At 64.9% G+C, this 18,063-nt stretch carries 16 protein-coding genes; 2 read left to right on the plus strand and 14 right to left on the minus strand.

Annotated elements, in window-relative coordinates; genetic code table 11:
- Positions 1-232 precede the first annotated feature (232 nt).
- The 9 genes from AC5YDA_RS05455 to AC5YDA_RS05495 form a co-directional block, all read right to left on the minus strand.
- The gene (locus tag AC5YDA_RS05455; protein ID WP_496192831.1) at positions 233-532 is read right to left on the minus strand and encodes a putative quinol monooxygenase; all 300 of its coding nucleotides are present in this window, start codon (positions 530-532) and stop codon (positions 233-235) included.
- Between the two features lie 2 nt (positions 533-534).
- Positions 535-1,410 carry a TIM barrel protein gene (locus tag AC5YDA_RS05460; protein ID WP_496192832.1) on the minus strand — a complete coding sequence of 292 codons (876 nt, stop codon included), beginning with the start codon at positions 1,408-1,410 and terminating at the stop codon, positions 535-537.
- Between the two features lie 2 nt (positions 1,411-1,412).
- The gene (locus tag AC5YDA_RS05465) at positions 1,413-2,279 is read right to left on the minus strand and encodes a TIM barrel protein (protein ID WP_496192833.1); all 867 of its coding nucleotides are present in this window, start codon (positions 2,277-2,279) and stop codon (positions 1,413-1,415) included.
- A 50-nt stretch (positions 2,280-2,329) separates the two neighbouring features.
- Positions 2,330-3,112: a carbohydrate ABC transporter permease gene (locus AC5YDA_RS05470; protein WP_496192834.1), complete on the minus strand. Its 783-nt coding sequence runs from the start codon at positions 3,110-3,112 to the stop codon at positions 2,330-2,332.
- Positions 3,113-3,180: 68 nt separating this feature from the next.
- The gene (locus AC5YDA_RS05475; RefSeq protein WP_496192835.1) at positions 3,181-4,116 is read right to left on the minus strand and encodes a carbohydrate ABC transporter permease; all 936 of its coding nucleotides are present in this window, start codon (positions 4,114-4,116) and stop codon (positions 3,181-3,183) included.
- Positions 4,117-4,148: 32 nt separating this feature from the next.
- Positions 4,149-5,507 (minus strand): ABC transporter substrate-binding protein, encoded by a 1,359-nt coding sequence (locus tag AC5YDA_RS05480; protein WP_496192836.1) that lies wholly within the window; start codon positions 5,505-5,507, stop codon positions 4,149-4,151.
- Between the two features lie 71 nt (positions 5,508-5,578).
- Complete coding sequence (locus tag AC5YDA_RS05485) at positions 5,579-6,613, minus strand: zinc-dependent alcohol dehydrogenase family protein (protein WP_496192837.1); 1,035 nt, start codon at positions 6,611-6,613, stop codon at positions 5,579-5,581.
- A 24-nt stretch (positions 6,614-6,637) separates the two neighbouring features.
- Positions 6,638-7,558, minus strand: a complete 921-nt coding sequence (locus AC5YDA_RS05490; RefSeq protein WP_496192838.1) for a sugar phosphate isomerase/epimerase family protein — start codon at positions 7,556-7,558, stop codon at positions 6,638-6,640.
- A complete protein-coding gene (locus tag AC5YDA_RS05495; RefSeq protein ID WP_496192839.1) occupies positions 7,555-8,652 on the minus strand; it encodes a Gfo/Idh/MocA family protein in 1,098 nt (365 codons plus the stop codon). Before AC5YDA_RS05495 ends, AC5YDA_RS05490 begins: the two co-directional genes overlap by 4 nt.
- 139 nt (positions 8,653-8,791) lie before the next feature.
- Between AC5YDA_RS05495 and AC5YDA_RS05500 the strand changes: the two genes are divergently transcribed.
- Positions 8,792-10,048, plus strand: a complete 1,257-nt coding sequence (locus AC5YDA_RS05500; protein ID WP_496192840.1) for an ROK family protein — start codon at positions 8,792-8,794, stop codon at positions 10,046-10,048.
- Between the two features lie 126 nt (positions 10,049-10,174).
- Here the strand turns inward: AC5YDA_RS05500 and AC5YDA_RS05505 are convergent, their stop codons facing one another.
- The 5 genes from AC5YDA_RS05505 to AC5YDA_RS05525 are packed head-to-tail and all read right to left on the minus strand — an operon-like array spanning position 10,175 to position 16,702.
- On the minus strand, positions 10,175-10,927 hold the full coding sequence (locus tag AC5YDA_RS05505) for a hypothetical protein (protein ID WP_496192841.1): 753 nt from the start codon (positions 10,925-10,927) through the stop codon (positions 10,175-10,177).
- A 33-nt stretch (positions 10,928-10,960) separates the two neighbouring features.
- On the minus strand, positions 10,961-13,006 hold the full coding sequence (locus AC5YDA_RS05510) for a beta-galactosidase (RefSeq protein ID WP_496192842.1): 2,046 nt from the start codon (positions 13,004-13,006) through the stop codon (positions 10,961-10,963).
- 20 nt (positions 13,007-13,026) lie between these two features.
- Positions 13,027-13,998, minus strand: coding sequence for an ABC transporter permease (locus AC5YDA_RS05515; protein WP_496192843.1), 972 nt, complete (start codon positions 13,996-13,998; stop codon positions 13,027-13,029).
- Entirely contained in the window at positions 13,995-15,545 is a 1,551-nt protein-coding gene (locus AC5YDA_RS05520) for a sugar ABC transporter ATP-binding protein (RefSeq protein WP_496192844.1), read from the minus strand. The genes AC5YDA_RS05515 and AC5YDA_RS05520 overlap by 4 nt, the downstream gene beginning before the upstream one ends.
- Positions 15,542-16,702, minus strand: a complete 1,161-nt coding sequence (locus AC5YDA_RS05525; protein WP_377103779.1) for a substrate-binding domain-containing protein — start codon at positions 16,700-16,702, stop codon at positions 15,542-15,544. The genes AC5YDA_RS05520 and AC5YDA_RS05525 overlap by 4 nt, the downstream gene beginning before the upstream one ends.
- A gap of 182 nt (positions 16,703-16,884) precedes the next feature.
- Between AC5YDA_RS05525 and AC5YDA_RS05530 the strand changes: the two genes are divergently transcribed.
- Positions 16,885-17,916 carry a LacI family DNA-binding transcriptional regulator gene (locus AC5YDA_RS05530; RefSeq protein WP_377103781.1) on the plus strand — a complete coding sequence of 344 codons (1,032 nt, stop codon included), beginning with the start codon at positions 16,885-16,887 and terminating at the stop codon, positions 17,914-17,916.
- Positions 17,917-18,063: the final 147 nt, after the last annotated feature.

Consider the following 18,063-nt stretch of genomic DNA (forward strand, 5'->3'; position numbering starts at 1 on the left):
GCGAGATCACCTCTCATCCGAGACGGAGGACGAGGCAGGGCGGCCATCTCGCCCGCGATGAGATGGACTGTGGTGGTCACGAGAGCTGCCGCCCTCGCTGTCGGACGGACACGGTCGGTCTGAGGATCGACCGATACCGACCTCCGAATGTGCTTCGTTCCCGTAGGGACGGCCCCCTCACGTGCCCGTGATCGCCGGGGCAAGCCCAGCGCGGCGGCCTATCGAGACGGAGCTAGATTCGGCGAAGCCGGACGATCTCGATGTTGCGAACCGTGAGGCTGGGCGCATCCGATACCAGCGCCCTGACGTGCTCGGTTCTCATATGCGTGTCCAAGCTCTGTTGCGTGTCCCATTGCTCGATCAGCAACAGTTGGGCGGGCGCTTCTTCGAGTTGATGCAACTCATATCGGACGCAGCCAGGTTCAGCCAGAGTGAGCCGCACCATCTCCTGAAGACGGGATGTCAGCACATCGGCCATACCGTCGCGAGCATCGAACCGGGCGATCATGATCACAGCACCGTCGGCGTCCATGCCTATTCGCCCGAGATCTTCGCCAGCGCGTTGAGCAGGAAAGCCGCGCCTTGCTCAGCCAGTTCATCCATCGACGGAGCGACCGGCCGCCACAGCGAGACTGCCCGGGCTATCTCTTTCACAGTAGGCAGGAAGGACTCGACGACAATCGTTCCTTCGTAGTCCACTTCTTGGAGTGCAGCGATGACGCCGTCCCAGTCGGTGTGTCCCGTTCCGGGGGTGCCTCGGTCGTTCTCGGCTGCCTGGAAGTTGAAGATCCTGTCGCCGGCTCGTCGAATGGCTGCCGGGAGGCTCTTCTCCTCGATGTTCATGTGGAAGGTGTCCAACATCAGTCCGACGTTGTCAGCGCCGATGTCCGCACAGAGGGCGAGCCCTTGGTCGACGGTGTTGATGAGGTCGGTCTCAAATCGGTTCAGGGGCTCGATGGCGAGCGCCACCCCGGCGTTCCTGGCGTGGGTGGCGACATCACTGAGGCTTCCCACAGCGCGATCCCATTGGGCTTGGCGTTCGGGCGGCTCCAGCAACCGGGCCTGGCCTGTAGTCGCATACATCGGCCCGCTGACGAGCGGGCTGCCCACTGCGGCAGCGAAGTCGATGCAATGACGCAGGTAGTCGATCCCCAACTGCCGGATGTGAACGTCCTCATGCGAGACGTCGCGGTTGGGGCCGAATGCTCCGCAGATCAACACCTGGAGATCCGCGGCGGCGGCCGCGGCGCTCAAAGCCTCGGTGGTGATGACGCTGGGGTCCTCGATGCAGACCTCAATGTGGTCGTACCCCCACTCGCGGACCTTCTCGAAGACTCCGCAATCGCGATCGGAGAAGGGCGACGCCAGAATGAAGGTGCTGAGCCCAAGGTTCGCTCTTGACGGCGCCATCGTCAGGCCTTTCCGCCGAGCTCGCGACGCGTGCGAACGAGTTCCTCGACGGCCTTGATCGTTCGGATCGCGCGTTCGGTGTACCGGTCGAAGAACTCCTCGCTCCGGCCGCCGGAGAAGGGGTCGGCCGCGGCTGGCAGCAGTTCGAAGCTGAGGTAGTGGTCGTACTCGATCTCCACGAGTGCGTCGATGATCGGAACGAAGTCCAGGAGCGCCCCGCCGGGTGCGGTGCGGTCGGAGTCGGCGAGGTGGACGTGCTGAAGCACACCCTTGCTAGCGCGGAATGCCTCGGCGATGGATGCCTCTTCGATGTTCATGTGGAACGTGTCGCCCTGTACGCCGCCATTGCTCAACCCGGTTGCCGCCCACAAGTCGCGGCATTGCTCGAGCCGGTTGAGGAAGTACGACTCGAACCGGTTCCACGCCTCCAGCGAGAAGCTGACGCCGTTCGCAGCCCCGTATTCGCCGGCGTCGCGGATTGACTCTACGGCCCAGTTCCACTCGTCCTCTTTGGAGCCGAGCGGCTTGATCTTCATGTTGGCAGTTGGGTGGAGGACCACTGTCGGGCAGTTCATGGTTGCGGCGAAGTCGACCAGATCCTTGACGTATTGGACAGCCGCCTTGCGAGCCGCAGGATCTGGGTGGATGAGGTCCCGATCGGCGGTGTAGATCGAACAGATGCTACTGACTCCGATGCCGGCGTCCTTCGTGAGCCGAGCAACCCGGTCCGCGTCGATCTTCGTCGGCTCACCGACGATCTCGATGGCGTCGTAGCCGAAGCGGGCAACGCGGTCGACAGACTGAGCGAGGTCTTCACCGACATAGACGAGGGAGTTGTAGGCGTACTTGAACCGGGTGGTCGATGACATCGGTGTCTCCTTGGGTTGCGATTCGAGTAGGTGGTCGAGTTGAGGATCGGTCATTTGATTGCGCCCAAAGTGAGCCCGCGGACGAGGTACTTCTGAGCGGCGAGTGCAGCCAGCCACACGGGAACGGCGACGATCGTGCCGGCCGCCATGATTCGCGTCCATTCCGTGCCTACCGGGGTGACGAATTCGGTGAGCGCGACAGTCGCCGTGCGGGTGTACGCGCCGGACAGGATGTTCGCGAACAGGAACTCGTTCCAGGAGAACACGAAGCTGAGCAGCGCCGTCGACATGACTCCAGGCATCGCAAGGGGCAGCACGATCCGGATGAACGCGCCGAGCGGGTTGAGTCCGTCGATCGCGGCCGCCTCCTCCAGTTCCCGGGGAACTTCGGCGAAGAAGCCGCGGAGCAACCACACGGCAAGGGGAAGGTTCATGAAGGTGTGCAGCATGATGATCGAGGTCAATGTGCCGTTCAGGTGGATTGTCCGCATCATCAGGAACACCGGGATGATCGTTACGATCGGCGGGATGACGCGTAGCGACAGGATCCAGCTGGCGATCTGACCCTTGGCCTTGAACTGGAATCGCGCGAGCGGGTAGGCGATACCGGAGCCCAATACCACCGCGACGAAGGTCGAGATGATCGACACCTGAAGGCTGTTCACGAGTGCGTAGCCGAACTGGCTGCGGAAGAAGACTTGAGAGAAGTTCTCCATGGTTGGGCTGAACAGGAGTTCTGGAGCTGGCGAGAAGGCGTCCTTGGTGGTCTTGAAGGCTGTGGTCACCATCCAGGCGATGGGCGCGATGAACCCAATGGTGGCGACAGCGGCCATCAGGAATCTGACTCCTGTGGACCAGTGCACCCGGCGTCGCCTTGGGCGCGGCGCAGCTGTTGTCATCATCAGTCCTCCTGGTTAGCGACGATGCGGCGCATCATGAAGCTCACCGTCACCATCACGAGGATGAGCAGGAGCCACGAGAAGGCCGCAGCGTAGGACAGGTTGAAGACTCGAAAGCCGACGTCATAGATCTGCCAGGACATCGTCGAGGTCGCATCGATCGGACCGCCTCGCGTAGTCATGAACACCAGGTCGTACACCCGGAACGCGTCGATCACCCGCAGCGCGAGGCCGACCAGAATGGGGTACTGCAGGAGAGGCAGGAAGATGTGCCAAATGATCCGCGGCCACGACGCACCGTCGATCTTTGCGGCCTCGATGACATCTTCGGGGATGCCCTGCATGGCGGCAAGGAGGATGAGGAAGAGGAAAGGCGTCCACTGCCAGACGTCGATGACGATCAGAGTCGGCAGGGCCAGCGCTGGACTCCCGAGAAAGTCAAAGGTTCCCAGGCCGAACTGCCGAAGTAGCTGGTTGACAATGCCGAAGGTCGGTTCGAGGCTGAACCGCGAAAGCAGCCCGACCACCACTGGCGCGATCAGCATCGGCATGAGGATCAGTGCGCGCATCACCTTGTCACCGGGTAGCCCTCGGAAGAAGATCAGGCCCAGGCCGAAGGCGAGCAGGAACTGGACGCCGACCGACACGGCGACGAACTCGATGGTGATGGCGACGGCGTGCCAGAAGGCCGGGTCGGTGAGCAGGTCCTGGTAGTTCCTGAGACCCACGAAACGCTGCGTGGGGGAGGTCAGGTTCCAGTTGAACAACGAGATGACCAGGGAGTAGACCGCGGGGTAAAGGGCGAACGCTCCTAGTACCAGGAGTCCAGGGAACATGGCGCTGTAGCGCAGTATCTGCCGTGGCCGACGACGTCTTGGGGCGAGCCCCGGCGACACTACTGTCGCCGGGGCGCCCGTCATGCTGATGCTGCTTGCCATGTTGTCCGCTTCTCGGTGGTGGGCCAGCTACTTCACTGGGCGAGGTACTTGTTCACTGCGGCATCTGCTGCCGCCAGGCCTTCGTCCACCGATGACTGGCCCTGGGAGATCGCGCTCAGCTGGGTGCTGAGGATGGTCTCCCAGCCCTCCTCCGCCGGGAAGAAGGGACGCGGTTGGGCGGACTTCATTGCGGTGAGAACCTCCGGCAGCCGGCGGAAGCGGAGGGCGTCGCTACCGGCCACCTTCTGTTCGGTGAGGGTGCTGTTCGAGTACGACGAGGTGCGGACGGGGTCGCCACCACCGTTGTCGGCCTGGAAGACGTCGTTCTCCTTGGTCTCAAGCCACGCGGCGAACTTCTTGGCCTCATCGACGTTCTTGGAGTACTTGGAGACCGAGATCACCCATTCGGCAAGGTGGGACGAGCTCGTTCCGCTCGGGCCCGCAGGAATCTGGGTGAAGGACCACTTCCCCACGGTCTTGGAGGCTGAGGGGTCGTCTACCGCGAACGCACCCCAGGACCACTGGATTGCAGTGGCGATGGTGCCCTGCTGAGCGGCAGCGGTGACGTTGTCGTATGTGAACTGGTTCGCGCCCTCAGGCATGTACTTCATCATCTCGGCCCACTGGGCAGTGGCGGCCTTCGCCTGCGGGCTGGCGAGGTTCGACGCGGTGAAGTCACCGTTGAACGGGGTGCAGTCGAAGCTGTAGCAGAAGCTCAGCCAGGTGTGGACATTGCCGAAGCCCTTGGCCGCTTGAGCCGCCCAGCCATTGAGCTTCACACCCTCGTAGGTCCTGCCGTTAAAGAACTTGACCTGCTTGGCCCATTCCTCCATGGTCTTGGGCGGGGTGAGGGCCTCCCCGGTGGCGGCCTCGTAATCAGCCTGAACCTTCTGGTCGCTGTACAGGTCGCTGCGGTACCAGAGCAGGGCAGGGTGGATGGTCTGCGGGATTCCGAGCAGCTTGCCGTCCCAGGTCGCGACCTGAGTGGCCAGCGGCAGGAAGTCGGCCTTGTCCTCGGCGGTGATCGCGTCGTCCAGAGGAACGAGGTGGCCCGCTTTGCCGAACTCGGGGATCCAGTTGTAGTCGAGGTTGAAGATGTCGAAGCTGGAGTCCTGGCCGGCGAAGAGAGTGGCCATCTTCTCGTGGATCGCGTCGCGCCCGATGAGCTGAACCTCGACGTGAACGCCGGTCTGCTTCTCGTACTCGGGGGCGAGCTTCTCCTTCACCACCGTGCCCCAGGTGGCGGGTAGGAAGATCGCATTCAGGGTGACCTTCCCTCCGGCTGTCTGTGCCGGGGGACCCCCTGCGGCGCACGCGGAGAACGCGAGCGCGGTCAATGCGACAGTTGCGGCTGCCGCCAGAAGGCGGCGCTTCCTGGTCTTCGGGAACATCGATGGTCCTTTCTTCGGGCTTGTGGTGGTGCGTCAGGTGTTGGGAAGGCGATTGCGACGGGGCGGGGAGGTCAGGGCTGGATGTGAACCTTGGTCAGCGTGGGGTTGGTTCCGAGTTCGTTGAGCGCATCGACGGATTCGCTCAGCGGCCGGATGCTGTCGACGATGAGCGCGGGGTCGAAACGTTTGCCGGCAAGCAGCGCGATTGCCCTGGGCCACGTGTCATAGGTCCCGGCGTAGGAGCCGGCGATCGTGAGCTCCTTGGAGTAGACGTCGAAGGGCTTCAGTGACATCACGGCGTCCTGGGCGGCCGCACCGTAGGCAAGGACCTTCCCGCCTCGGCGAACGACCTCGATGGCGGACTCATAGGTGCGGACGCTGCCGACGGCCTCGATGACGACGTCCGGACCGACACCGCCGGTGAGATCCTTCAGGGCTTCGGCCAGTCCCTGATTGGTCGGATCGATGGTGAAGTCCGCACCAAGGCGTTCCGCCAGAGCGCGGCGGGTGGCGTTCGGCTCAGAGACGATGACGTTCGCGGCGCCGTTCATGCGGGCGAGCGCGATGTGTGCCAGGCCCATGGGCCCGCCGCCGATGACGAGAACCGAGTCACCGGAACGGATCCCGATCCGATCCTGGCCGTGAATGGCACACGCCAGCGGTTCAACGTAGGCGGCGGTGTCCAGCGACAGCTCGCTGGGGAGAAAGTGGAGATTGGTCGCTGGGGCGGTGACGTACTCCGCGAGGCCGCCGGCCCGGTGAACCCCGAGTTGGGCAACGCTGGGGCAGAACAGCTTCTGTCCTCGCGTACAGAAGTAGCAGTGCCCGCACGCGATGTTGATGTCGACGACCACGCGGGCGCCGACGCCGACGTCGGAGACTCCGTCGCCGAGCGCGACGACGGTCCCGGAGAACTCGTGTCCGAGCGTGAGCGGCAGATTGGGAGCCGGGAAGTGACCCTTGGCGATGTGGAGGTCTGTGCCGCAGATGCCGCACCGATGCACCTTCACCAGCACCTCACCGACGCCCGGGGAGGGAATGGGCACCTCGTCGAGGCGTAGGTCGCCCGGTGCGTGGAGCCGCAAGGCGGACATGGTGTCAGTCATTGCCCTCTTCTTTCTCAGTTCTGTTCAGCGGATGATGAGTGGGCGCAGGGTTCGGTGGGCGATCTCGAGGCCGGCCTTGATGCGGTCCTCGGTGCCCGTCCAGATCGGGTCCTCGTGCTCGACGGACAGCACGCCGTCGAAACCGCCCTCGTACAACGTGTCGACGACGCGTCGCCAGTCCACGTCACCGAGGCCGGGCACCCGGTAGCGCCACCAGCCCACGTCCCACGGGTCGGGGCGGTCGACAGCGCGACCGGGATATCCGTAGCGGTTGCGGCGGTCGGGGAACACCTGGCTGTCCTTGGCCTGGGCGTGGGCGACCTTCCCGACATAGGGACGCAGCGCCGCCACCGGGTCGATCCCCATCCACACCAGATGCGACGGGTCGTAGTTCAGGTAGAGGCCGATCGAGAACATCCACTCCCAGAGTTCGGGCGAGTAGGCCAGGTTTCCCGGGTAGCCATCGGGGTGCCAGCCCTCCATGACGCAGTTCTCGATGACGAGCTTGACGCCCTTCTCACCGGCCCTCTCGACGAGAGGCGCGAAGACGCGCTCGGCATCCGCCAGGTTCTCCCTGACCGTACGGCCCGGGTCCCGGCCAACGAAGGTCCCGACCGTGGGGCAGCCAAGCTGCGCGGCGGCGTCCACGCACGCCAACACATGGTCGTTGATCCTCCGCCGCTCATCAGGATCTGGGTGCAGGTTGTTGTCGTAGAACGCCAACGAGGAGAGCGTGAGACCGCGGTCTCCGAAGAGTGTGAGGATCTCATCGGCGCGCGCAGCACTGAAGTTGGCCACGTCCAGATGGGTGGCGGTGAAAGGGCGATCACCGAGTGCCGGCCAGGCAGCCACTTCGAGGGCTTCGTACCCGCTTTCCACGGCGTAGTCCGCGATCGCTTCCAGGCTCAGCCCGGGCAGGCAGGCGGTGAGGAATCCGAGTTTCATGCCGCAACCTCCACCCACGCTCGTCGCTCAGCTGAGGCAAGGACCGCCTCGGTGAGGACTGCAGCCCTCAGCCCGTCCGAGAAGCGCGGCATCGCGTGCTGCGGGTCCCCGGACAGCGTCGAGTAGACGTCACCGACGAAGGCATCGAAGCAGTTCTGGTAGCCCTGGGGATGGCCGGCGGGAAGGACCGACAGCCTTTGGGCAGCAGGAGACATGGCCGCGGAACCGCGCATCAGGATGTTGGTCTGATCCCTGCCGCCGATCCAGAGTGATTCCGGCTGTTCCTGGTCGAAGGCCATCGAGGTCTCGGCGCCGTCGATGGAGAACCACAGGCGGTTCTTCCGGCCCGGGGTCACCTGGCTGACCACGAGTGAGCCCACGGCGCCGCCGTCGGTCTCGAAGACCAAGCTCGCCGCGTCCTCGGTCTCGACGGGACGTGGGGCGACGGTGGCCTGGTCGCCCGCGATCGATCTGAACGGGACCGCGGTCATGAGCCGAGCGGCCAATGCGACGATTCGGTGCCCCGTGACGAACTCCACCAGGTCGCACCAATGCACGCCGATGTCGGCGAAGGTTCTCGACGCACCACCAAGCCCGGGGTCGACCCGCCAGTTGTCGTCCGCCGGCCGAGAGAGCCAATCCTGCAGATAGGAGCCATGGATCAGCCGAACCGGCCCGCTCGACCCTTCGGCAACGCGTGCCTGGGCCTCTCGAACGGTCGGGTAGTAGCGATAGATGAAGGGCACCGCTGCTGTTACGCCCTCGCTGTCGGCCAGGCGCACCAACTCCTCAGCGTCGGCGCGGCTCGTGGCGAGAGGCTTCTCGCAGATGACGTGCTTCCCAGCAGCTATCGTCATCTTCGCCAGCGGAGCATGAAGATGATTAGGTGTGCAGATATGGACCACGTCGACGCCCGGGGAGGCGAGAAGCTCCTCGGCGGTCGCGAGTCCGGACTCTGCCCCCAGCCGCATGGCCGCATTCTCCGAGCGGTCTGCCGTCCCGTCCGAGACGGCGACCAAGCGCCCGCCCGCTGCTCGGATGGCGCGCGCATGCACCTCTCCGATGAAGCCGGCGCCAATGATGCCGGCCCGCACAGGAGGTCCTTGGAAGACGCCGGCTCCTGCTCCGAACGTGTGCTCTGTCGTCGTCACGCATGCAGTCTTATGCACGACGCGTGCGTAAGTCAACACCCGCAGCGCGGAATTATGATGATCGAATGCATACGGAGTTCCCATGACGCCTAGGCCTGCGCCCGCCGACGACCACCTCGACGCTCTGGTGGCCGTGCTCACCCTGATACGCAACGGGGACGAATGGACGAGACCAGAGATCGCCCGAGCGTCCGGCTTGGGCCGCAACGTTGTCACGCAGCGCACGGCCCAGCTCATCGAGCAGGGCTTGATCATGGAGGCAGGGCTCAGCTCATCCACGGGCGGTCGGGCCGCTCGCGGCTTGCGTTTCTCGTCGGGAGCGGGTCATGTGCTGGTGGCCGAGCTCGGCGCAACCACGATGAGCGTCGGGCTCTCGGACCTCGCAGGGCGCCTGATCTCTCACGGATCCGAGCCGAGCGACATCACCGACGGGCCCGCGGCCATTCTTGGGCGAGTCGCTCAACACTTCGATGAGTTGATCCGGGACAACGCGGTGGACGTTTGGGGGATTGGCATCGGCCTGCCGGGACCCGTTGAGTTCACCAGTGGCAGACCAGTCGCGCCCCCCATCATGCCCGGCTGGGACGGTTTCGATGTCCGCAGCTTCTTCTCGAAGCGATTCCTGGCGCCGACCTGGGTCGACAACGACGTGAACGTCATGGCGCTCGGGGAACTCCGCGACGGTCTCGCCTTCGGCCGGCGGGACGTGATCTACGTGAAGGTCGGATCGGGGATCGGCGCCGGCCTGGTCTCCATGGGACGGCTTCATCGCGGGGCCCAAGGCGCCGCTGGCGACATCGGACACATCGGCACGCGCGTGGAATCGCGGGTGGTCTGCCGTTGCGGACAGCTCGGGTGCCTTGAAGCCCTCGCCGGTGGTGCTGCCCTCGCTCGCCAGGGCCGGTCAGCCGCTGAAGCCGGTGAGAGTCCGTTTCTGTCGAAGGTCCTTGAGGCAGGTGGGGAGATCACGGCGGCGGACGTGGGGCGCGGTGCGATCTTCGGCGACCAGCGAGCCGTCGAGCTGGTCACTGAGTCCGCGCGACTGGTGGGCGAGACGCTCTCGCAGTTGGTCAACTTCTTCAACCCATCGCTGATCCTGCTTGGCGGTGGAGTCACGGAGATCGGAGACCTGTATCTGGCTGTCGTGCGCCAAGTGGTGATCAGTCGATCTCTCCCACTGGCCACACGCGCGCTCCTGATCGATCGCTCCCCCTTGGGGAGCACAGCGGGCCTGAAGGGTGCGGCTTTCATGGTCGTCGACGAACTCCTTTCGCGTGAGCGGCTTGCGCTGTGGATCAACCACGGGTCGCCAGTGGGCCACCCGGAACTCGCCGGGTGACGGACTCCAGAGCTTCACGGATGCCCCCTACCCGAGGTGCTCCAGTGGCCGGGGCGACAGGACACCCCGGCCACTGCTCGGGGTAGGAGGCGTCATGGCGGTGGCCCCTACCCCACGCCTTGGTGGCTACCGTTCGGTAACCACCAAGGCGTCGCCGAGTCGGGCGCGAACTGCCTTCTTGTCGGTGGCGGCGAGGAACTCCTTGGCCGCGTGCAGCGTGGCCTCGACGACCAGCCCAACGTTGCCTTCGCGTGCGTCGGCGAAGCGCACGAGTCGTTCCACCACTTCGGCGCGAGGACCATGGATGTCCACCAGGCTCGGGTCGGCGGTTCCGATCGAGATGATCTTCAGGTCGGCGTCGAAGGAGAGGATGAGGCTGGTCCACAGCTTCTCACCGTCGTGGACGGCGAGAACCACCGTTGAGCCGGGATCAACCAGGGAGCGGACCGCGCCTTCGAGTTCTTCGAAGGTCGCCCCGATCCGCCATTGCAGCCCGAGTGTCTCGCGGGCGGGGGTGGGGTAGGTGACGATCCTGTCGGCGAAGTCGTCGAGCGAGGCGTAGGTTCTGCGGACGTACTCGTCCAGATCCTCGTCGGCACTCCAGGCATCCTGATAGCGAGCGAAGTACTCGTCCGCCGCGTCGCGCTCCATCACGAGGACGAAGTCGGTGTCCTCCTTGTTTGCCTCGTACAGCGAGCGTGCCGCGACGTTCAGGTCCTCGACCCGGGTCGGTGCCTGGTTCACTGCCCTGCCCGTCGTGTGCCGGCACTTGACCACCTCGCCGTCTTCGAGCATGACGACCAGCCGCTTCGCCTCCTTCGCTGACTTCAGGACGAGATCTTGAGCGTTACGCCACTGGTCGACGTCGAGGTCGGCCATCAGTACATTTCCGTGAAGCATGTTCGGTTCCTTTCAGGCCGTGCGGCACTCGTAGACGTGGATTGAGTAGGGAGCCATGGAGGCCGCGATGGTGTCGCCGCTCGGCCGGACCGGCTCTCCGGTCCACAGCTCGGTGGCCGAGTGGAGCGGGACGCTGATCGCTACTGTCGCCTCGACGCGGTCGGCCGTGGGATTGACCACGAAGACGACCTTGCGTGCCTCGTCGACGGTGTCGCCGTGCACGATGACGTCAAGACGAGGGTCGTTTCGCCCGATCAGTGCTACCCCGGCCTGGCCACAGGTGCGGATCATGGCGCTCGGGACTTCCTCGGCCGAATCGACCAGGACGATCCGGGGTGCGTTGGCCGCCACAGCGTCGGCGAGGATGGTGCACGGGCGCATCAGGCTGTCGTACCGGGGCAGGCGCGGACCGATGACGAGAGTGCCGCCTGCTGCCGCGTAGTCGACCAGTGCCTGCTGGAGGCCGGCATCAAGGTAGTCGAGGGTCGTGATGCTGACCACCCGGTACTTGGACCAGTGAGAGGGGTCCAGCGCCGTGTCTGAGAGGACGAAGTCGTAGCCGCCCGAGCTGAGGGCACGGTGGAAGGCCCCGAACCACTCGGACTTCTCCAGCTGGGGTGCCTTGTCGAAGCCGAGGCGGTGCTCGCTGATGGTCAGGGGGTTGGCGTACTCGGAGAAGCCCGACGGCGTCTCGAGGAAGTCCCCGGGGAAGGACACCAGCACGCTGGCGGCTTCCAGTCGGTCGTATTCGCGGTTGGCGAGGAGGAGCACGTCGGATTCGCGGCGCAGGTCCGAGAAGCGTCCCTGGAGCTGCATGCGGTTGGCGGCTCCGAACATGGCGGCGTGGTCCTCGCGAACCCGGCCGTCGCGCCGGACCGGCGAGTCGAGCCAGCGGTCGCGTTCGACGAGCATGTAGCGGCTGAAGCCCTTGATGCCCTGGGCGAGGGCGGCCTTGGTCACGAACTCCTCGTCGTACAGCTCGCCGGGGTGCAGGTACCAGGGCCAGACGCCGGCGATGAATTCGGGGATGTAGGGGTACCGGCTGGTTCCGACGACGTAGCTGCCGACGGTCTTCACGTGGCCGTAGAGCTCCTTGCGGGAGTAGATGTCGAAGCCGACGAAGTCGAGCTTCTCTTCGAGCTTGGCGATGTTGAACGGGGTGGTGAAGCCGGACGCTGCTCCGCCCGGCCCCAGGGGGTGGGGGTAGTTGTGGAACAGGGCGATCTTGCCCAGCCCGCGTTCCCGCATCATGCCGGCGAGTCGATCCATGGAGTCGATCAGGTAGACCTCGCGGTACTCGATCCAGTCGGCGTACCGCGGGATCTCGTCCGCCTTGGTGGCGCTGAACCGGCGGGGGGCATCGACCTCGTCGATCGAGGTGGCGGACAGCCCGTGGGCGGCGTTGATCGCGTCCAGTGAGCCGTACTTGTTCACCAGGAACGTGCGGTAGTTGCGCAGCGAGGCTTCGCTGAAGTCGGCGGCATAGGCGTTGATGCAGAAGAAGTAGGCCATCTCGTTGTCGACCTGGGCGGCGACCAGACCGCCATTGGGGTAGGCGTGCTTGGCCAGGATCGCGCAGATCGCGTCGTACCAGAGTGCGGTCTCTTCGAAGAACTCGTCCGCGGCGTAGTTGAGCGCAGGGATGGGCTTGGGCACCTGTGTGAGGACCGTCATGCCTCCCTTGGCGTTGCGTGCGTGCAGACGGTCGTTCTCGAGGATGCGCTTGGGGTAACCGAACCAGGTCAGCTCGGAGTTGATCTGGGGGCCGGGCCGGGCGACGATCGTCAGGCCCTTCTGCTCGCACAAGGTCATGAACGCATCGATGTCCTTGTTGCCCGAGAAGTCGAACTCGCCCTTCGCGATCTCATGGATCTCCCAAGGCATGTAGATGGAGATCATGTTGAACCCCATGCCCTTGACGGAGTCAAGGATTCCGTCCCACTTGTCCCGGTCGAGCCGCCAGTAGTGGACGGCGCCGCCATAGAGCTTGAGCGGCTCGCCGTCGACGACGAACCGGCCGTCGCCCACAACGATGTGGGACGTGTTTCTCTCAGTCATTGTCGTTCCTTTTCGTTGAGTTACTTCTGCCGCGCCAGCGCAACCGCGAGCACGATGATGATTCCCCGGATGATTTGCTGCTGGCTGGTGTCGAGGCCGCCGAGGATGAGGCCGTAATTGATCGTCGCCATGAGGAGTGCACCGAAGAATGTGCCGATGACTGATCCACGCCCGCCCGAGAGCGCCGTGCCACCGAGGATCACGGCGGCGATGGCGTTCATCTCGTCGCCCTGGCCCCACTGGAAGCGGCCCGACTGCAGCCGTCCCGCGTAGAGCATCCCCGCGAGGGAGGCCCCAATCGAGCAGATCATCATGACCCGGAAGCGAATCCACCGGGTCGCGATCCCCGAGTACTCCGCGGCAACCTTGTTCGCTCCGGTGGCCAGGACCTGACGGCCGAACGGCATCTTCTTGAGGACGACCGAACCGATGACGACCACGACGAGCATCCAGAGAATGAGGACAGGGACCGGCCCGAGGGAGCCCCCTCCGAAGACGTTGTTGAACGTCATGTCAAGGATCGGTTGAGGCGCTGAGGCTGTTGTCCATTGGGCGATCCCGAACGCGATGCCCATCATCGCCAGCGTGACCAGGAAGGACGGGATGCGGACGAAGGCGACCAGTGCTCCGTTTAGGGCGCCGATCGCAGCTCCGACCGCCAGCCCGGCGATGATGCCGGGCACCAGGCCGAAGGACGACAGCGTCATGGCTGTCACGACCGAAGCGAGGCCGGCGACGGAGCCCACGGAAAGGTCGATCTCGGCGGCGGCAATCACGTAGGTCATGCCGACCGCCAGGACGGTGACGATGGCGGTCTGGCGCAGGATGTTCATCAGGCTCGTCGTCGAGACGAAGCCCTGGTCGCGCAGGAGGATTGCGAAGACGATCACGACAGCGACGAACCCGACGTAGATGATGTCGCGTCGCCAGTCGATGGTGAAGCGCTTCCTGGCGCCCACGATCTCGGCGGGCTTGGTTGAGGTCACGTTCATGCCGCCACTCCTTGTACTTCGAGTTCGAGGGATTGCTCGTCGGTGACTGCCGAGCGATCGATCTCGCGCACGATTGTGAAATCGCGCACGAGGAGGAGTCGGTCGCTCATTGCGAGGAGTTCTGAATACTCCGACGAAATGACCAGAACCGCCATTCCTTGAGCGGCCTGGGCTCTGACAGTGGCGATGATCTCCGCCTTGGTCCCGATGTCCACGCCGGCGGTCGGCTCGTCCATGATCAAGACGCGGGGCCCGCGGCTGATCCACTTGGCGATCACGATCTTCTGCTGGTTCCCGCCAGAGAGCAGCTTCGCGGGCCGGCTCGGGTCGGCGACCTTGATGCCGAAGGTCGCGATGAGCCGCGCGACCAGGGAAGAGGTGGCGCGCTCGTCGACGAACCACCCCTTGCGAACCTCGTCGAGGTGCGGCAGCGCAAGGTTGCCGGTCACGGAGTGCTCCAGGATCAGGCCCTGTAGGCGACGGTCTTCGGGAATCAGGCAGATCCCGCGGGCGAGCGCCTCCCTCGGTGACCCGATCGACACCTCGCGCCCGCCGACGGCGAGCGCTCCGGCGGTAATCTTGTCGATGCCGTAGAGGGCTCTGGCCAACTCGCTGCGCCCCGATCCCATCAGGCCTGCCAGGCCTACGACCTGGCCAGCTCGGAGGGTGAGGTCCAGGTCGTGGATCCCGCTGCTGGAAGCCAGTCCGCGGGCCTCCAGGACGATCGGCGCGTCGTCGGCCACCGCCGCTGTGACCGCGGAGACCTCCACCGCCTTTCCAACGATGCCCTCCACGATCTGGGCGGGTGAGATCTGGCTCAACGGCATGGTGAGCAGGCGCACCCCGTTGCGGAGGATCGTGATGCGGTCAGCGATCTCGAAGACCTCCTCCATCCGGTGGGAGATGTAGATGATCGCGATGCCCTGCTCCTTGAGCCGGGTGATCACCTCGAACAGCGCCTTGGCCTCGTGCCGGGCCAGCGATGCCGTCGGTTCGTCCATGATCAGGACCCGCGCATCTTCACTGAGAGCCTTGGCGATCTCGGTGAGCTGCCAGTAGGCGGTGCTCATCGCACTGAGCTCGCGGGTCGGGTCGACAGGCGTCTGCATCCGGTCGAAGACGGCCCGTGCGCGCTCCACCATCGCCCGGTCGTCGATCAGGCCGGCCTTCAGCGGTTCAGCGTTGAGGAAGATGTTCTGCGCGACAGTGAGGGAGGGGATCAGGCTGAACTCCTGGAACACCATGCCGATACCAGCGGCCTTGGCATCGTGGATGGAGCCGAAGGAGGTCTGGCTTCCCGCGATCTCGATCGATCCCGAGTCCTTGCTGTAGACACCCTGCAGGATCTTCATCAGGGTCGACTTCCCGGCCCCGTTTCCCCCGGCCAGTGCATGTACTTCGCCCGGGAGGACCTCGAAGTCGACATCCTCAAGCACTCTCACGGTGTCGAAGGACTTGTTGATTCCCACCATCCGCACCGCTGGGACGGCGGGGGGCGGCGCCGGGGAGTACATCCCCTCGACGCCACCCTCCGGGACGACGGTCATTTCACGTAGGCCTTCTGAAGGTCAGCCGGCGCCTCCGTGCTGTAGACCTGCTTCCAGGCGTCCAGCACATTGCTGTGATCGACCGGAAGGGCGTTGAGCGCAACGTAGGCCGGCGCCTTCTTGCCGATCAGTGCACCACCGGCAATATCGGCCTCGGTGACACCCTGCTGGAACGGCTGCTGGGCTCCCAGCCCGACGACCAGCTGGTTCTGCGCCAACGCGATAGCCACATTGGTGCCCAGGTCTTCGGTGGCAATCTTCAGATCGGTACGTCCGGCGGCGCGGGCTGCTGCCATCACGCCCTCAGCCGGCACGTCCCAGACCGCCCAGATTCCGTTCAGGTCCGGGTTCTGGCTCAGCATGGCGTCGGCCACCTTCTGAGCGTCACCGGCGAAGTCGGGGCCAGCGATGCCCTGAGCCTTCACGACCTTGATGTCGGGGTAGTCCTTGGCGATGGTTTCGGTGAACCCCTGGTAGCGCTGCTTGGTGACGAAGAAGTCCGCCTCGTGGTAGATGACGCCGATCTTGCCCGCGCCGCCCAGGGACTTGGCCAAGAGGTGCGCGGAGACCACACCGTTGCCGTAGTTGTCGGCAGAGACCACGGACTCGTAGTCGGTGCCCGCCACCAGACCATTCGGCACGTTGTCCATGAACACGAGCTTCACGCCCGCCTCGGCAGCCTTCTTGTACGCCGCAGCGGTCGCGACCGGGTCAGTCGGAATGGACACGATGATGTCCGGCTTCTTGGCCAGAACCGTCTCGATGTTGGAGACCTGCTGGTCGGGCTTGAAGTTCGCGTCGGTCACAGCGACAACCTCGATGCCCAGACGCGCGAACTCGCTCTTGAGCCCGTTCACTTGGGCCGTAGCCCAGTCGTTGCCCGCGTAGTGCATCACGATGGCGGCCGTGGCGCCCTTGGCCTTGATCTGGGCGACCTCGGAGTCGCTCAGCGCGACAGCCTCCCTGGGCGACGGGTCCTCGCCATGCGGGCCCTTGCTGAGCACCTTGCCCTGGATCTCCTTCAGCGCCGCGTCCGCCTTGGCGGAGACCCCGTTGTCGGCCGAACTGGACGCGGTCGTACCGGTACTGCAGGCGCTGAGACTGAAACCCAGGGCGAGGGCTGCGACCGCGGCAGCGGTGGTCCACTTCTTGTTCATTTACGCTCCTTCGGCGTTCCATGAAGAGTTCTGGTATTGACGATCGGCGACACCCGCTCTGCGTCGAGCAGTGGAGTTCGATCTTGCGCTGCGCTCACCTGCGTGTGAACGTTCGCACGACTGAGATTGTGAACGTTGACACAGCCGGGTGTCAACCCTCTCAAATGGGCTACGCTGCTGGCGTGCCATCCCCATCACCAAGGCGACCGAGCCTTCACGATGTCGCACGCATCGCCGGCTGCTCGTACCAGACCGTCTCTCGCGTCCTCAACGGAAGTAGCCACGTCGCCCCTGACACGAAGCAGCGAGTACTCAGCGCGATCGCCGAGACCGGTTACCGGCGAAATGGCGCCGCCCGCGCGCTCGTGAAGTCTCGCGCGGGCGCCATTGGGGTGGTCACCGATGGCTCATGGCGCTACGGCCCAATGGGCGCCCTCAACGGCGTGGAGGAAGCCGCTCGCAAGGCTGGTTACTCGGTACTGCTCACCGTCAAGGAACGGGACGCATTCGGATCGCTGCAGTCCACCCTTCAGACGTTCGCGGACGCATTCGTCGACGGCATCGTGGTGATCGCCCCCCTGCGTAGAGAAGCTGCTGCGACTCGCGAAGTGGCGGCGTCCTTCACCTGGGCGCGCGGACTCCCGGTCGTGATGCTCGCGCCCGACCCGACTCCGTCAGACGGCGTCCGAGTCGTCTCCGAGGACCAGCGCCTCGGCGCCCGCCTCGCAACTAGGCATCTCGTCCGGCTCGGGCACCGCAGCATCGTTCACCTCGCCGGCAACCAGCACTGGCTGGACGGAAGCGTCCGCCTCGAGGGATGGCAGGACGAACTGCTTGCCCACGGCCTCGAAGTACCGGAGCCGATCCACGGCAAATGGACCGGCCAAAGCGGCTACGACGCCGGCAGGCGATTGCTCAAGAACGGCCTCCCCGACGCCGTCTTCGCCGCCTCAGACCTCATGGCTCTGGGAATGATGCGAGCCTTCGCTGAGGCCGGCGTCCGTGTGCCCGACGACATCAGCGTCGTCGGCTTCGACGATCACGAGTTCGCCAGCCAGTTCATGCCTCCACTCACCACGGTGCGACAGGACTTCCGCGCGCTCGGCCGCCGGTGCCTCGAGGTACTTCTCAATGAAGAAGCTGACCCTGCGCTGCTGGAACCGATTCGGCCACGCCTGGTCGTGCGGCAGAGCACACGACGGACCCCGCCGTAGAACTTCTCGTCGCCCATCAGAGGGTCTGCTGCACGAACAGGTGACAGTGGCGTCACGCAGCCTGATGGCTCTCGTGGGTGTCATGGTGGTCTCGTTCTTGACGGGGTCAATCCACAAGAGCGCCTCGGCGTCGGCTGCGGTGGTCGG

Source organism: Propioniciclava sp. LT294 (assembly GCF_059516005.1).

Coding starts and splice junctions, on each gene's coding strand:
- AC5YDA_RS05455 (WP_496192831.1), bottom strand. CDS start 532: ATGGACGCCGACGGTGCTGTGATCATGATCGCCCGGTTCGATGCTCGC.
- AC5YDA_RS05460 (WP_496192832.1), bottom strand. CDS start 1,410: ATGGCGCCGTCAAGAGCGAACCTTGGGCTCAGCACCTTCATTCTGGCG.
- AC5YDA_RS05465 (WP_496192833.1), bottom strand. CDS start 2,279: ATGTCATCGACCACCCGGTTCAAGTACGCCTACAACTCCCTCGTCTAT.
- AC5YDA_RS05470 (WP_496192834.1), bottom strand. CDS start 3,112: ATGGCCGCTGTCGCCACCATTGGGTTCATCGCGCCCATCGCCTGGATG.
- AC5YDA_RS05475 (WP_496192835.1), bottom strand. CDS start 4,116: ATGGCAAGCAGCATCAGCATGACGGGCGCCCCGGCGACAGTAGTGTCG.
- AC5YDA_RS05480 (WP_496192836.1), bottom strand. CDS start 5,507: ATGTTCCCGAAGACCAGGAAGCGCCGCCTTCTGGCGGCAGCCGCAACT.
- AC5YDA_RS05485 (WP_496192837.1), bottom strand. CDS start 6,613: ATGACTGACACCATGTCCGCCTTGCGGCTCCACGCACCGGGCGACCTA.
- AC5YDA_RS05490 (WP_496192838.1), bottom strand. CDS start 7,558: ATGAAACTCGGATTCCTCACCGCCTGCCTGCCCGGGCTGAGCCTGGAA.
- AC5YDA_RS05500 (WP_496192840.1), top strand. CDS start 8,792: ATGACGCCTAGGCCTGCGCCCGCCGACGACCACCTCGACGCTCTGGTG.
- AC5YDA_RS05505 (WP_496192841.1), bottom strand. CDS start 10,927: ATGGCCGACCTCGACGTCGACCAGTGGCGTAACGCTCAAGATCTCGTC.
- AC5YDA_RS05510 (WP_496192842.1), bottom strand. CDS start 13,006: ATGACTGAGAGAAACACGTCCCACATCGTTGTGGGCGACGGCCGGTTC.
- AC5YDA_RS05515 (WP_496192843.1), bottom strand. CDS start 13,998: ATGAACGTGACCTCAACCAAGCCCGCCGAGATCGTGGGCGCCAGGAAG.
- AC5YDA_RS05520 (WP_496192844.1), bottom strand. CDS start 15,545: ATGACCGTCGTCCCGGAGGGTGGCGTCGAGGGGATGTACTCCCCGGCG.
- AC5YDA_RS05525 (WP_377103779.1), bottom strand. CDS start 16,702: ATGAACAAGAAGTGGACCACCGCTGCCGCGGTCGCAGCCCTCGCCCTG.